The sequence below is a fragment of the Stenotrophomonas sp. yr243 genome (genome assembly GCF_900184195.1).
In the GTDB taxonomy this organism is placed as follows: Bacteria; Pseudomonadota; Gammaproteobacteria; order Xanthomonadales; family Xanthomonadaceae; genus Stenotrophomonas; species Stenotrophomonas lactitubi.
In genome coordinates this window covers 93,278-107,647 of the sequence record NZ_FXWT01000002.1, presented here as the reverse complement: position 1 = coordinate 107,647, position 14,370 = coordinate 93,278, and the positions used below count along the sequence as shown (strand labels likewise).

The window sequence follows — 14,370 nt, the reverse complement described above, 5'->3', positions numbered from 1 at the left end:
TCACCGCGCCGTCGGCCGCGCCACATGCTGGTCGATCAGGATCACGTTGCCGTCGGGATCAGCCAGCTGCAGGTAGCCCGTACCCTGGCCATCAGGATCGGTGCGGAGCGCCAGTTCAATGCCCTTGGCATCCAGTTCGGCCTGTATCTCGCGGACGTCCTGGAAGGATGACAGTTCCTGCTTGTGCTGGTCCCAGCCGGGATTGAAGGTCAGCAGGTTGCCCTCGAACATGCCCTGGAACAGGCCGACCACGATGCCGTTGTTGCGCAGTACCAGCCAGTTCTGCGCCGCATCACCACCGGTTACCGAGAACCCGAGCGCCTCATAGAACGCACGCGAGGTGGCCAGGTCCTTCACCGCTAGGCTGATTGAAAAAGCGCCGAGTTGCATGGGGCAGGCTCCAGAAGGGAAGGCTGCGATTCTCGACAGGCCTGCGCGCTGCCGCAAGCAGCGCAGCATGACCCTGCGTGAAGACTATGTTAATTTCGACCCGCGCCGCTTATGCGGCGCTTTTCTTTTCCGCTCTTTCGATCGACAGAGGATCCCATGCCGACCGAACCCGCTACTGCTACTGCCCTGATCAGCAACGACATCGTTGGCCTTGGCCTGATCGCCGCTACTCTCGCCCTGATTTTCTGGGCTGCCAGTGGCCCAACGCCCTTGCTGAAGAAGATCTTCGCCTGGGTACCCGCACTGCTGCTGTGCTATTTCATCCCCGCCATCTACAACACCGCCGGTGTCATCGATGGCCACAACACCTCGCTGTACAACCCGGTCGCACGTGACGTGCTGCTGCCGGCGGCACTGGTCCTGCTGACCCTGTCGATCGACCTGAAAGGCATCGCCAAGCTCGGCCCGAAGCTGCTGCTGGTGTTCTGCGCCGGCACCGCCGGCATCATGCTCGGCGCCATCGTCTCCTTCCAGGTGATGAAGCTGATCCACCCGGAAACCGTCGCCGGTGACACCTGGGCCGGGATGGCCGCATTGGCCGGCAGCTGGATCGGCGGTGGCGCCAACATGGTCGCCATGCGCGAAGTGTTCGGCACCGATGCCACCACCTTCGGCCAGTTCGCCGTGGTCGACGTGGCCTGCGCCAGCCTGTGGATGGCGATCCTGCTGTTCATGGCCAACCGCGCGCAGCAGATCGATGCCCGCAACGGTGCCGACACCCGCGCCATCGATGAGATGAAGGCGCGCATCAGCGCCTACGATGCGCAGAACGCACGCATCCCCAGCATGACCGACCTGATGGTGATCGTCGGTGTGGCACTGGGCGGCGTCGGCCTGGCCCATGCCATCGCCGCACCGTTGTCCGGCTGGTTCAAGGCCAATGTCAGCTGGGCCAGCCAGTTCAGCCTCGACAGCCAGTTCGTCTGGGTGATCCTGCTGTCCACCGCGATGGGCCTGACCCTCAGTTTCACCCGTGCACGACGGCTGGAAGCGGCCGGTGCTTCGCGCCTGGGTACCGTGTTCCTGTACTTCCTGATCGCCTGCATCGGCATGCAGATGAACCTGCTCTCGCTGCTGGATCGTCCGTGGTTGTTCCTGCTCGGTGCGATCTGGATGGCCACCCACGTGCTGGTGCTGTGGATCGTCGCCAAGCTGGTGCGCGCGCCAATGTTCTTCTTCGCGATTGGTTCGCAGGGCAACATCGGTGCGGCAGCGTCGGCACCGGTGGTGGCGGCGGCGTTCCATCCGACGCTGGCGCCGGTAGGCGTGCTGCTCGGCACGGTCGGTTATGCCACCGGTACCGGACTGGCATACGTGACCGGGCTGATCCTGAAGTGGATGGCCAACGGCTGAGTAGTCCAGCCGGGCGGCGCCCGGCACCCGCGGTAGTGCCGGCCGCTGGCCGGCAACCTCAACGGCAACAGCCGAAGCAACAGCAACAGCGGGCTATCCGTGGGATGGCGAGGTGGGTTCGATTGCGGGGGACGCCGTAAACCCATCCCTGAGGGCTTGGCCGCGGCATCCATGCCGCGGACACCCCCGCAACCGGACCCACCCCGCCTCCGACAGATCTCCGCAATCTGCCGGAATGGGATGGCCTGCTCTTGGTGGGTGTCGACCTTGGTCGACACGGTAGATCCACGCCGTGCGTGGATGCTCTTCGATCATTCGATCAATTATCGAAATATTCGATTTCGATGGACATTCATCCACGCATGGCGTGGATCTACTGGCCACCGGAAATCTGTCGAAGGTGGGGCGGTGTCGGATTGCGGGGTGTCAGCCGCATGGATGCGGCTGCCAAGCCTACAGGGACGTACTTGCGGCGTCCCGCAATCCGACACCGCCCCGCCAACCAAACAGAAACCCAGAGCCGACGCTTCGGCCGTTGCAGTTGCAGTTGTGGTTGCCGTCGCTTCTGCGGGCGCCGGGCTACAAGCCCGGCACCCACCTCGAATTTCAACAGCAGCGACCGCCGTTGCGCCCGCCATACCGCGCTTCCTGCCGCTCGCGGAAGAACGTCTTGTAGTCCATCGGCTCGCGGTCCGGATGCTTCTCCCGCACATGCCGCACATAGTTGTCGTAGTCGGGAATGCCGCAGCACAGCCGTGCCGTCTGCACCAGACGTCGCCATAGGCGGCGATGCGCCTGGTACTGCCCTACCGGAACCAGTTGCGTACTCATTACAGGTCCACCATTTCATGCGGCTTGAGGGCCACGTACGGGGTCTCGCGGTCGCTGCGCTGCGGATTGCGGCGCGCCGCCACGATCGTCTTGATCGAATACACCAGCACCGATGCCACCACCAGCAGGAACAGCGCGGTCAAGCCGGTGTTTACGTAGGCATTGACCACGATCTGCTGCATCTGTGCGACCGACTTCGCCGGTGCGGTGATGGTGCCGCTGGCCAACGCGTCCTGGAACTTGTGTGCCTGAGCCAGGAAGCCCTGCGCCGGATTGCTGTCGAAGATCTTGATGAAGCCGGCGTAGGTGGTGCAGATCAGCAGCCACACCGCAGGCACCGCAGTGACCCACGCGTAGCGGTCACGCTTCATCTTGAACAGCACCACCGTACCCAGCATCAACGCGATGCCCGCCAGCATCTGGTTGGAGATGCCGAACAGCGGCCACAACGTCTGGATGCCGCCGAACGGATCGACCACGCCGGTGTACAGCAGGTAGCCCCACAGCGCCACGCAGCCGGCCGTACCGATGATGTTGGCGGTCCACGACTCGGTCTTCTTCAGTGCAGGAATGAAGTTGCCGAGCAGGTCCTGCAGCATGAAGCGACCGGCACGGGTGCCCGCATCCACAGCGGTGAGGATGAACAGTGCTTCGAACAGAATGGCGAAGTGGTACCAGAACGCCATCATCGCGTCGCTGCTGCTGGGGATCGCCTCATGCAGGATCTGCGCGATGCCCACCGCCAGGGTGGGCGCACCACCGGCACGGTGCAGGATGGTCGGTTCACCGATGGCTGCGGCCGTGGCCGTCAGCTGTTCGGGGGTGATGGTGAAGCCCCAGGTATTGGTGATGTAGTGCGCGGCCGACGCTGCATCGGCACCGATCACCGCAGCCGGGCTGTTCATCGCGAAGTAGATGCCCGGATCGATGATCGAAGCGGCCACCAGTGCCATCACGGCCACGAACGATTCCATCAACATGCCGCCGTAGCCGATGTAGCGCATGTGCGCTTCATTGGCCAACAGCTTCGGTGTGGTACCCGAAGAAATCAGTGCATGGAAGCCCGACACCGCGCCGCAGGCGATGGTGATGAACAGGAACGGGAACATGCCGCCCTTCCACACCGGGCCGTCGCCGCTGGCAGCGAACTGGGTCAACGCCGGCATCTTCAGTTCCGGCATTACCACCAGGATGCCGATGGCCAGCGCGATGATCGTGCCGATCTTCAGGAAGGTCGACAGGTAATCGCGGGGTGCCAGCAGCAGCCACACCGGCAGCACCGAGGCGACGAAACCGTAGCCGATCAGCATCCAGGTGATCTGGGTGCCGGTGAAGGTGAAGGCCGGGCCCCAGGTCGGGTCTGCCGCCACCTTGCCGCCGAACCAGATTGCGGCCAGCAGCAGCACCAGGCCCACCACCGAGATCTCACCGATCTTGCCTGGCCGGATGTAGCGCATGTAGACGCCCATCAGGATCGCGATGGGCATCGTGGCGATCACCGTGAACATGCCCCACGGGCTTTCCGCCAGCGCCTTGACCACCACCATCGCCAGCACGGCCAGGATGATGATCATGATCAGGAAAGCACCGAACAACGCGATGGTGCCGGGCACCTGGCCCATCTCCTCGCGCACCAGGTCACCCAGTGAGCGGCCGTTGCGGCGGCTGGACAGGAACAGGACCATGAAGTCCTGCACCGCGCCGGCCAGCACCACGCCGACCACCAGCCACAGCAGGCCGGGCAGGTAGCCCATCTGCGCGGCCAGCACCGGGCCGACCAGCGGACCGGCACCGGCAATGGCGGCGAAGTGGTGGCCGAACAGTACGTGCTTGTTGGTCGGTACGTAGTCCAGGCCATCGTTGTTGATCACCGCCGGCGTGGCCCGGGTCGGATCGATCTGCATCACCTTGTCGGCGATGAACAGGCTGTAGAAGCGGTAGGCGACCAGGTACAGCGATACCGCCGCCACCACGATCCACAACGCATTGATGTGCTCACCGCGTCGAAGCGCCACCGTACCCAGGCAGAACGCGCCGAGCAGGGCGAGGGCCGCCCAGCCTATTTTGGAAAAACCTTTCATGAGGTGCTCTCTCCCGGAAAGACAGGCAAAGAGTCCCGCGTGCCCTTGGCAGGGTCAATGTGCACGGGACCATTCAGCGGTAGTACTTTGGTCGTACATGGGGGTGGCAGGGGGCGATGTTCCCTCGCTGCCCACAACGCAGGCGGTGCCGGCGTGCGGACATGACATGCGGCGAACACCAGGGATGGAACAATCGGTTGCGACGGCATCCATTGGCGTTGCGCGCCGCAGCGTCCATTTTTACTGGCATCCATCCAACAGGAGTCACCATGAGCCTTCCCGAGCCGGTCCGCGTCCTGCGCACCATCCGTGGCATGCCCACCTCCGACGGTGCCGGTGTTCGCCTGACCCGGGTCATCGGCGGTCCGTCGCTGCCCGACCTCGATCCGTTCCTGCTGCTCGATGAATTCGGCACCGATCGCGCCGAGGACTACATCGCCGGTTTCCCCGAGCATCCGCATCGCGGTTTCGAGACCGTCACCTACATGCTCGATGGCCGCATGCGGCATCGCGACAATCACGGCAACGAAGGCCTGCTGACCCCGGGCAGCGTGCAGTGGATGACCGCCGGCCGTGGCCTGGTGCATTCGGAGATGCCCGAACAGGAAAGCGGGCAGATGCGCGGCTTCCAGTTGTGGGTGAACCTGCCGGCGCGCGACAAGATGTCCGCGCCGAAGTACCAGGAATTCGCTCCCGAAAAGATCCCGGTGGTGCGACCGGCCGAAGGCGTGCAGGTCAAGGTGATCGCCGGTACGGTCGATGGCACGGCGGGCCCGATCGCGCAGCCAGCCACCGATCCGCTGTACCTGGATATCGAACTGGCTGCCGACCGTGCCTGGACCTATGCGCTGCCGGAAGGCCACAACGCGTTCGTCTATGTGTTCGAAGGCGGGCTGACGGTGGGCGAGCAGGATGCTGCGCGCGACGTGGCACGGCAGGAGCTGGCGGTGCTGGGCGGCGGCGAGCAGCTGCATCTTTCGGCAGGTAGCGACGGTGCGCGGTTGATCCTGGTGGCGGGTCGTCCGCTGCGCGAGCCGGTGATGCGCCACGGCCCGTTCGTGATGAACACCCGCGAAGAACTGATGCAGGCCTTCGTCGATTTCCAGGAAGGCAGGTTCTGAGGGGTAGCGCCGGGCCATGCCCGGCAGTTGCCCGGCGTGCCGGATCCTGCGGGGACGCTGCAATGCAGTCATCCCCGCAGCCTCTCAGCGGCCGTCGGCCACGGCAGAGGGCGTCAGGTTCATGCCCTGCGCAAGCTGCTGCAGTGTGCCCAGTTCCTGGGAACTGTCGGGATACAGCGCGATCTGCGCGTAGCGGCCCTTGTCCAGCTTGACCACGCTGATGCGGCGCTCGGCATAGCCGGGCGGCTGCTGGCCACCCAGATCCGGCTGGTACCAATACATCGATTCACCGGCAAAGCTGCCCTTTTCCTGGCGCAGCGAGCGGGTCAGCGGAATGCCCGGATCGCGCTGGCTGAGCATCAGGCTCAACACTTCGCGACCGTCGCCGGTGGCCGCACGGCAGACCAGGAAGCCGGACTGTGCCTGCTGCTGCCATTGCAGGCCGCTGCTGGCGGGCAACGATGGACATTCGACCGGGGCCTGCGCACAGGCAGACGCCGCAACGAACAGCAGGCTCGACAAAACAACAGGCGCGAACTTCATGCATCCCCCAAGGTGGCGTGTCGTTGGCACCGCCGGTGTCACCGGCGGCCGAGGCATCCCATCCCCGGATGCCGTCCTGCCCGGCACAAGCACGAGCAGATGGCCAGACCTTAACGGAACGTGAGCGATCGCACAAATCGCGGTTACATCCGTAACCATTGCGGCCGAGGGTCGGCCGCAATGGCACGGTCACGGCTCAGCGGTCGTTGCCGATCCACTTGTAGATGATGCCGCCGATCGCACCGCCCAACAGCGGGGCGACCCAGAACAGCCACAGCTGGCCGGTTGCGCCGCTGCCGGCGAAGAAGGCCACCGCGGTGGAGCGGGCCGGGTTCACCGACGTATTGGTGACCGGAATGCTGATCAGGTGGATCAGGGTCAGGGCCAGGCCGATGGCCAGCGGCGCGAAACCTGCCGGCGCCTTGCCATGGGTCGCGCCCATGATCACGATCAGGAACACTGCCGTGAGCACCACTTCGCACAGGAACGCGGCCGCCACGCTGTAGCCACCGGGCGACAGCGCACCATAGCCGTTGCTGGCGAACGCACCGGCCTGGCTGCCATCAATGGCGAAGCCGCTGGCACCGGAGGCGATCTGCAGCAGGATGAAGCCGGCCAGCAGGCCGCCGGCCACCTGGGCGATGATGTAGGGCAGCAGATCCTTGGTCGGGAAGCGGCCGCCGGCCCACAGGCCTACGCTGACTGCCGGATTGAAGTGCGCACCGGAGATATGGCCGAACGCGTAGGCGCCGGTCACCACGGTCAGGCCGAAGGCCAGCGCCACGCCGAGGAAACCGATACCCAGCGGATTGCCGTCGCCACCGAACTTGGCGGCCAGCACCGCACTGCCACAGCCACCCAGAACCAGCCAGAACGTGCCGAGGAACTCGGCGGACAAGCGTTTACCCATGCTCATGTGTTGCACTCCTTTGACGGTCGAAAGTGTGATTTATGTCACATTTCAGTGATCAGCGGGTGACTGTAGCGTCAACGCCGGGTGCAGGGATACACCCTCGGATGTGTGCAACACGCGATGCTCAATGCTCGGGCAGGGGAATGAATTCCTTGTCGTCACCGGGAATGGTGCCGAAACGCCCGGCTTCCCAATCGTGCTTGGCCTGCTCGATACGTTCCTTCGAACTGGAAACGAAGTTCCACCACAGATGGCGCGGGCCATCCAGCGGCTCGCCGCCGAACAGCATCGCCTTCACCGGCGTCTTCGCGCGCAGACGCCCGCGCGCACCGGCTTCGGGAATCACCAGGTGCTGGGCCGGAATGTCCACGCCATCCAGTTGCGCTTCGCCCTCGAGGATGTACAGCGCGCGCTCGCGGTGACCATCATCGATGTCGATCTCTGCATCCGGGTCGAGATCGATCGCTACGTTGAGCGTATCGGCGAACACCTGCACCGGCGATTCCTCGCCATAGGCGCGTCCGGCGATCACCCGCAACCAGGCGCCGTTGCGACGCTGCTCGGGCAGGGTGGCAGCCGCATGGTGGTAGAACGCCGGTTCGATTTCCTCATGCGACTTCGGCAACGCTACCCAGGTCTGCATGCCGTGGATCGGGTTGTCATGGTCGCGGTCCGGTTGCGGCGTGCGCTCGGAGTGGGCGATGCCGCGGCCGGCGGTCATCCAGTTGACGTCGCCCGGGCGGATCACCTGGTCCGAACCCAGCGTGTCGCGGTGGCCGATGGCGCCCGACCACAGATAGGTGACGGTGGCCAGGCCGATATGCGGATGCGGGCGCACGTCGATGGCCGTACCGGGGTGCATGAGTGCCGGGCCCATCTGGTCGACGAACACGAACGAACCGATGCTGCGGGCCTGCAGGGTGGGCACTGCACGGCGCACTTCCAGGCCGCCGATGTCGTGTACGCGCGGGGCGATGATGGTGGTCATGCGGGCGTTCTCGCTGGCAGGGATCAAGGCGGTCAGCATCGCATGCTGTCGTGACGGTGACATTCCCCGTTCGGGTAACAGGTTGTTCCAGCCAACGGCGCAGCCCCTCGTGGCTGTTGGTTGGTTGGTCGCGTAAGGCAGAAGCAAAATCAAAGGCCGCGCTTGGCCGGGCGGGTGGGTTGCGCAGGACACGCCGTAAACCCATCCATGGGGGCTCGATGGCGCCATCCATGGCGCCAACGGTCCTGCGCAACCCACTCGCCCGGCCTCTGACACTTTCCGTGTGCCGTCCAGCCACGGAGAAGAAAAAAGAAAATCAAAATCAAAATCAAACGCTGGTCGCTTCGCTCGCATCCACGCATGGCGTGGATCAAGCGTGTCGACCAAGGTCGACACCTACCAACAGCCGCGTGAACCTGTCAGGGGTGGGGCGGTGTCGGGTTGCGGGGTGTCCGCGGCATGGATGCCGCGGCCAAGCCCCCAAGGATGGGTTTACGGCGTCCCCGCAACCCGACACCGCCCCGCCCAACAAACAGAAAAGCCAGAGCCGCTTTGGCTCTGGCTTTTGCTGTAGCTGTTGTTGTTGCCTCTGCGGGTGCCGGGCCGCAGGCCCGGCCGATCAAACCACCGGTTCGCGCAGGACCGGGTTGTCCCAGCCCGGGCGCGGGGCGAAGCGGTCACCGTGACGCTGCTGCAGCGCCTTCAGTCGCTCCACGATGGCATCGGCACCGACCGCACGGATGTGCTGGATCGGACCGCCGCGGAACGGTGCGAAACCGGTACCGAAGATCACGCCCGCATCCAGCAGGTCCGCGTCGGCCACCACGCCTTCGTGCAGGCACGCGACTGCCTCGTTCAACAGCGGCAGGATCAGGCGATCTTCCAGATCGGCAGGCGCCTGATAGTCGCGCGCCACGTCCGGCTTCTTGGCCCGGCCGTTTTCCCACGTGTAGATGCCCTGGCCATCCTTCTTGCCGCGCTTGTCCGGTTCCACCGCCTGCAGCGCCGCCGGAATCTGCAGGCCCAGGAACGGTGCCAGTTCCTTGCTCACGCCAGCGGCCACGTCCAGGCCCACGGTGTCGATCAATTCGATCGGGCCCATCGGCATGCCGAACTTCACGGCCGCCTTGTCGATCACCGGCCCCGGAATGCCTTCGGCATACGCGGTGGCCGCTTCCAGCATGTACGGGAACAGCACGCGGTTGACCAGGAAGCCGGGGGTGCCGGCCACCGGCACCGGGAACTTGCCCAGCGCCTTGCAGAAGGCGGCCAGGCGACGCTCGGTTTCAGTCGCCATACCATCGTGATGAATGATCTCCACCAGCGGCATCTGTGCCACGGGATTGAAGTAATGCAGGCCGGCGAACTGCGCCGGACGCTGGATGTGATCGCGCAGTTCCACCAGCGGAATCGACGAGGTGTTGGTGGTCAGCAACGCGTCGAGCTTCATCTTCGGCTCCAGCGTCTGGTACAGCGCACGCTTGGCTTCCGGGTTCTCGATGATCGCTTCGATGACCAGATCGGCCTGCGCCACGCCGTTGCCTTCCAGATCGGCACGCAGGCGCGCGGCTACGGCCGGGCGCTTGCTCTCGTCGCGCACCTTCTTGGCAAACAGCGCCTGCGCGCGTTCCATGGCCGGGTCGATGAAGCGCTGCTCGCGGTCCTGCAGGGTCACGTCGAAGCCCTTGTAGGCCGCCCACGCGGCGATGTCACCGCCCATCACGCCGGCACCGATCACGTGCACGTGGCGGATGCCGGAATCACCACCACCGAGGCCCTTCAGGCGTTCGGTGAGGAAGAAGATGCGGATCAGGTTGCGTGCGGTCGGTGTGCTGGCCAGCTTCACCACCGCGCGTCGTTCGGCGTCCAGGCGTGCCTGCACCGGCTTGCCGCCGCTGCGCTGCCAGGTGCTGATCAACGCATACGGCGCCGGGTACTGGTCCTTCTTCGCCTTGCGCGCAACCTGCTTGACCATCTGCGGTGCCAGCAGCTGGCGTGCAAGCCAGGTATTGGTCGCCCACGCCGTCGCGCGCTGCTTGAACGGGCGGGTGGTGCCGGACAAGGTCAGCGCCACGGCGGTGTCGAGTACTACGGCCGGTGCCACCACCTTGTCGACCAGGCCGATGCCGCGTGCGGCCGAGGCCGACAGCGTGCGTCCGGTCAGCATCATGTCCATCGCAGCGGGCGCGCCGACCAGCTGCGGCAGGCGCGCGCTGCCACCCCAGCCCGGGAAGATGCCCAGCTGGGTTTCCGGCAGTCCGATGCGGGTGGAACTGTCATTGGACGCGACGCGGTAGCGACAGGCCAGGGCCAGCTCGGTGCCGCCGCCCAGGCAATGGCCATGGATGGCGGCCACGGTCGGGCAGGGCAGTTCGGCCAGCTTCTGGTAGGTCGACTGGCCACGGCGGATGGCATCGTTGACGGTGCCGCGGCGATCGAATTCCTGGAATTCCTTCAGGTCGGCACCGGCGATGAAGCCTGCCTTCTTGATCGACTGGATCACCACGCCCTTGGGCGGGTCCATGGCGATGCGCTCAAGCAGATCGCCCAGCTCCAGCAGGACATCCTGCGACATTGCGTTGACACTGCTGTCCTGACGATCAAGGGAGAGGACCACCACGCCATCGTCGCGGATCTCGGGGTGCCAGTGGCTGAAGCGGAGACCATCGAAGCTTGAGAGCATGGACGTTCCATCCGGTTGTGTATGGAGAAGGGGGCTATGATCCAGAGGTTGTTTCCCCCGCGTCAAATCCCAATAGCAGGGGTGTGGCGCCCCGGATCGCAGGCCTTGGACCGGAACGTTAACGGAACGGTGGTTAAAAGCTGGTGCGGCGCCAGGTGATCGGCGACTGAACTTTTCCCGGGATTGGCAGTCTCATTGCCCGACGTCGGTTGGGCTGACAGGAGTGCGGCCCCTCATGGCCGATGTTGATACACCACAGGAGCTGGATCTGGAACTGGTCCGGCGCGTGCAGCACGGCGAGAGTGCCGCCTTCGATGTCCTGGTGCGCAAGTACCAGCATCGGGTCGTGGCCCTGGTCGGTCGCTACATCGCCGACTGGAGTGAATGTCAGGACGTGGCCCAGGACACTTTCATCCGTGCCTACCGTGCGATTGGAAGCTTCCGTGGCGACGCCCAGTTCTCAACCTGGTTGCATCGGATCGCCGTGAATACCGCCAAAAATCATCTGGCTTCGCACAATCGCCGCCCGCCGACCGATGACATCGACATCGGTGACGCCGAGCAGTTCGACAGCGGCACACGCCTGCGCGACACCGACACGCCGGAGCGCGAGTTGATGCGCCAGGAGCTGGAACAGACGGTGATGAAGGCCGTCAACGCGCTGCCGGAAGAACTCCGGTCAGCGATCACCCTGCGCGAGGTGGAAGGCCTGAGCTACGAGGAAATCGCGCAGAAGATGGGGTGCCCGATCGGCACCGTGCGTTCCCGGATCTTCCGGGCGCGCGAGGCGATCGACACCGAACTCCGGCCGCTGTTGGACATCGGCAGCGCCACCCGCGAGAAGAGCCGTATATGACCCGCATTCCGAACAACGAATCGCACAACCACCAGTCTCCCGCCGGGCAACGCCTGGACGAACGCCATCGCCAGCAGTTGTCGGCGCTGGTCGACGGCGAGCTGGGGGCAGACGAGGCGCGCTTCCTGGTGCGCCGCATGGAACACGATCCGGAACTGGCCGGCTGCCAGGAACGTTGGCAGCTGCTGGGTGACGTCATGCGTGGCCAGGCGTCACTGCTGGCACCGGCCGGTTTCAGCGCCGCCGTGGCTGCCGCCATCGCCGCCGAGCCTGCGCCGCTGGCCGAGCCGAAGCGACAGGCCCGTCGTAGTGGCTGGCGTGCCTGGGGCGGCGGAGCCCTGGCCGCTTCGGTTGCCGCCGTAGCGCTGTTCGTAGGCCGCGAAAAACTGCAGGAGGCGCCGCCCGTCGATGTCTCCGCACCGCAGGTGATCGCCAGCCAGGCGCAGTTGCCGCCGGCATCCGGGCAGCCCGAGGCTGTCACCGAGGCATCGGTGGACACCGCCACGATGGCCGTGGCCAGCGTGCCGGCGGTGGCCATGGCCGCGGCCAGCCGTCGCCAGGACGCGCGCCGCGCCAGCGCCACCCGCAGCCAGCAGGCCGCACGCGTGGCCCAGCGCGATGACACCCCGTTGCGCGCGGTCGCCAGCCAAGCGCCGCTGACCCCGACCGTGCCGGCCGGCAGCGCGCGCAACCTGCCATTTGGCGAGGTCGGCAGCCTGCAGGCGCGGCCGTGGCCGCGCTCCAGCCTGGCGCCCGCCGCCGGTGGCGCCCTCAATGCCAGCTTCCCGGCGCATGCCGGTGGCGCCGCGTTCTATCCGTTCGAGCCGCGCCTGCAGGATGATCTGCCGGCGCCGCAGCGCCCGCGCGACTGAGCCGGGTAACGTCACACGCCCCGCCGCCAGCGGGGCGCTTCTTTCCCTTTCCATCCGACCCGGAGGTTGCCGTCCGATGACTCCCCGACTGCGCACACAGGCCATTGGCCTGTTCGCCCTGACCCTGCCGCTGGTGGCCTGCGCCCAACCGGCGGCGCCGACGACCGCCCCGCCGCAGGCCGCCGCCGCTGCTGCGGCGCCGCGCGCACCGGCGCAACCGCTGGTCAGCGGTCTGCCTGACTTCACCAATCTGGTGGAACAGGTTGGCCCCGGCGTGGTCAACGTCGACACCACCATTGTCCGCAGCAACCGTCAGGCACGCGGCGGCATGGGCCCGGGTGATGACGAGATGCCCGAGTTCTTCCGCCGCTTCTTCGGCCCGGATTTCCCGATGCCGGGGCAGGGCTCCGGTGGCCAGGACGGTGGACCCAGCATCAAGGGCCGGGGCATGGGTTCGGGCTTCATCATTTCGCCTGACGGCTACGTGCTGACCAACTACCACGTGGTCGCCGACGCCAGTGAAGTGAAGGTCAAGCTCGGCGACAGCCGCGAATTCACCGCCAAGGTGGTGGGCAGCGACCAGCAGTACGACGTGGCCCTGCTCAAGATCGACGGCAAGAACCTGCCGACCGTGCGCGTGGGTGATTCCAATACCCTCAAGCCCGGTCAGTGGGTTGTCGCAATCGGCTCGCCGTTTGGCCTTGATCATTCGGTCACCGCTGGCGTGGTCAGTGCCCTCGGCCGCAACACCGGGGGGCCGGACCAGCGCTATGTGCCGTTCATCCAGACCGACGTGGCGATCAACCAGGGCAATTCCGGCGGTCCGCTGCTGAACACCCGCGGTGAAGTGGTCGGCATCAATTCGCAGATCTTCTCGGCCTCCGGCGGCTACATGGGCATCAGCTTCGCGATCCCGATCGACCTGGCGATGAACGCGGTCGAGCAGATCAAAAAGAGCGGCAAGGTCACCCGTGGCCAGCTGGGTGCGGTGGTCGAGCCGATTGATTCATTGAAGGCGCAAGGCCTGGGCCTGCCCGACAGCCGCGGCGCGCTGGTCAACCAGATCGTGCCGAACAGTGCCGCGGCCAAGGCCGGGGTCAAGATCGGTGACGTGATCCGCACGGTTAACGGTGCGCAGGTCAACAGCTGGTCCGACCTGCCGCCGCTGATCGGTGCGATGGCGCCGGGCAGTCGGGTCACTCTGGGCGTGATCCGCGACGGCAAGCCGCGTGACCTGAGCGCGACCCTGACTGCCTTGGCCGAGGATGCGCAGGGCAATGCCCGCAGCCCGTCCGCAGGCAATGACATGGCCGCTCCGCAGACCGGCGCCAATGCCCTGTTGGGGCTGGAGGTTGCCGACCTGACCGCGCCGCAGCGCAAGCAGCTGGGCCTGGAGGCGGGCGAAGGTGTCCGCATCACCGCAGTGAAGGGCGAAGGCGCACGTGATGCCGGCCTGTCCGGCGGCATGGTGATCCTGCAGGTGGCCAGCAATCCGGTCGGCAGCGTGGAAAGCCTGAACCGTGCACTGTCCGGGTACAAGAAGGGCGACGTGGTCATGCTGCTGGTCCGTACCGGCAGCGGCAACAGCGCCTTTGTGGCGGTCAAGGCCGGCCCGTAACAACGGATGGCCGCCTTCACGGCGGCCCATGTGGTATCCCCGAAGCCCCGCCCTGGCGGGG

At 65.7% G+C, this 14,370-nt stretch carries 12 protein-coding genes; 5 read left to right on the top strand and 7 right to left on the bottom strand.

Annotation, left to right across the window (positions count from 1 at the left end; translation table 11 throughout):
* Nucleotides 1–390 (bottom strand): VOC family protein, encoded by a 390-nt coding sequence (locus QOL57_RS07350; protein WP_089236436.1) that lies wholly within the window; start codon nt 388–390, stop codon nt 1–3.
* Between the two features lie 156 nt (nt 391–546).
* Here QOL57_RS07350 and QOL57_RS07345 point away from each other — a divergent pair, with 156 nt between their 5' ends.
* Nucleotides 547–1,803, top strand: a complete 1,257-nt coding sequence (locus tag QOL57_RS07345) for a DUF819 family protein (RefSeq protein WP_089236435.1) — start codon at nt 547–549, stop codon at nt 1,801–1,803.
* 606 nt (nt 1,804–2,409) lie between these two features.
* Here the strand turns inward: QOL57_RS07345 and QOL57_RS07340 are convergent.
* Together QOL57_RS07340 and QOL57_RS07335 are read right to left on the bottom strand one after the other, a co-directional pair.
* Nucleotides 2,410–2,634 carry a CstA-like transporter-associated (seleno)protein gene (locus QOL57_RS07340; RefSeq protein WP_089236433.1) on the bottom strand — a complete coding sequence of 75 codons (225 nt, stop codon included), beginning with the start codon at nt 2,632–2,634 and terminating at the stop codon, nt 2,410–2,412.
* The gene (locus QOL57_RS07335; RefSeq protein WP_089236432.1) at nt 2,634–4,715 is read right to left on the bottom strand and encodes a carbon starvation CstA family protein; all 2,082 of its coding nucleotides are present in this window, start codon (nt 4,713–4,715) and stop codon (nt 2,634–2,636) included. The genes QOL57_RS07340 and QOL57_RS07335 overlap by 1 nt, the downstream gene beginning before the upstream one ends.
* A gap of 269 nt (nt 4,716–4,984) precedes the next feature.
* On the opposite strand from QOL57_RS07335, the gene QOL57_RS07330 reads away from it, so the two are divergent.
* Complete coding sequence (locus QOL57_RS07330; RefSeq protein ID WP_089236430.1) at nt 4,985–5,836, top strand: pirin family protein; 852 nt, start codon at nt 4,985–4,987, stop codon at nt 5,834–5,836.
* An 84-nt stretch (nt 5,837–5,920) separates the two neighbouring features.
* Here the strand turns inward: QOL57_RS07330 and QOL57_RS07325 are convergent, their stop codons facing one another.
* The 4 genes from QOL57_RS07325 to QOL57_RS07310 all read right to left on the bottom strand — a co-directional run bounded on the left by QOL57_RS07325 (nt 5,921) and on the right by QOL57_RS07310 (nt 10,963).
* On the bottom strand, nt 5,921–6,379 hold the full coding sequence (locus tag QOL57_RS07325; protein WP_089236429.1) for a hypothetical protein: 459 nt from the start codon (nt 6,377–6,379) through the stop codon (nt 5,921–5,923).
* A gap of 196 nt (nt 6,380–6,575) precedes the next feature.
* A complete protein-coding gene (gene aqpZ / locus QOL57_RS07320) occupies nt 6,576–7,295 on the bottom strand; it encodes an aquaporin Z (protein ID WP_089236428.1) in 720 nt (239 codons plus the stop codon).
* Between the two features lie 121 nt (nt 7,296–7,416).
* Nucleotides 7,417–8,280, bottom strand: a complete 864-nt coding sequence (locus QOL57_RS07315) for a pirin family protein (protein ID WP_089238052.1) — start codon at nt 8,278–8,280, stop codon at nt 7,417–7,419.
* A 619-nt stretch (nt 8,281–8,899) separates the two neighbouring features.
* On the bottom strand, nt 8,900–10,963 hold the full coding sequence (locus QOL57_RS07310) for a 3-hydroxyacyl-CoA dehydrogenase NAD-binding domain-containing protein (RefSeq protein WP_089236427.1): 2,064 nt from the start codon (nt 10,961–10,963) through the stop codon (nt 8,900–8,902).
* A 235-nt stretch (nt 10,964–11,198) separates the two neighbouring features.
* Between QOL57_RS07310 and rpoE the strand changes: the two genes are divergently transcribed.
* The 3 genes from rpoE to QOL57_RS07295 all read left to right on the top strand — a co-directional run bounded on the left by rpoE (nt 11,199) and on the right by QOL57_RS07295 (nt 14,309).
* On the top strand, nt 11,199–11,819 hold the full coding sequence (gene rpoE / locus QOL57_RS07305; protein WP_025877103.1) for an RNA polymerase sigma factor RpoE: 621 nt from the start codon (nt 11,199–11,201) through the stop codon (nt 11,817–11,819).
* Nucleotides 11,816–12,691: a sigma-E factor negative regulatory protein gene (locus QOL57_RS07300; RefSeq protein ID WP_089236426.1), complete on the top strand. Its 876-nt coding sequence runs from the start codon at nt 11,816–11,818 to the stop codon at nt 12,689–12,691. Before rpoE ends, QOL57_RS07300 begins: the two co-directional genes overlap by 4 nt.
* 76 nt (nt 12,692–12,767) lie before the next feature.
* Nucleotides 12,768–14,309, top strand: coding sequence for a DegQ family serine endoprotease (locus QOL57_RS07295; protein WP_089236425.1), 1,542 nt, complete (start codon nt 12,768–12,770; stop codon nt 14,307–14,309).
* Nucleotides 14,310–14,370: the final 61 nt, after the last annotated feature.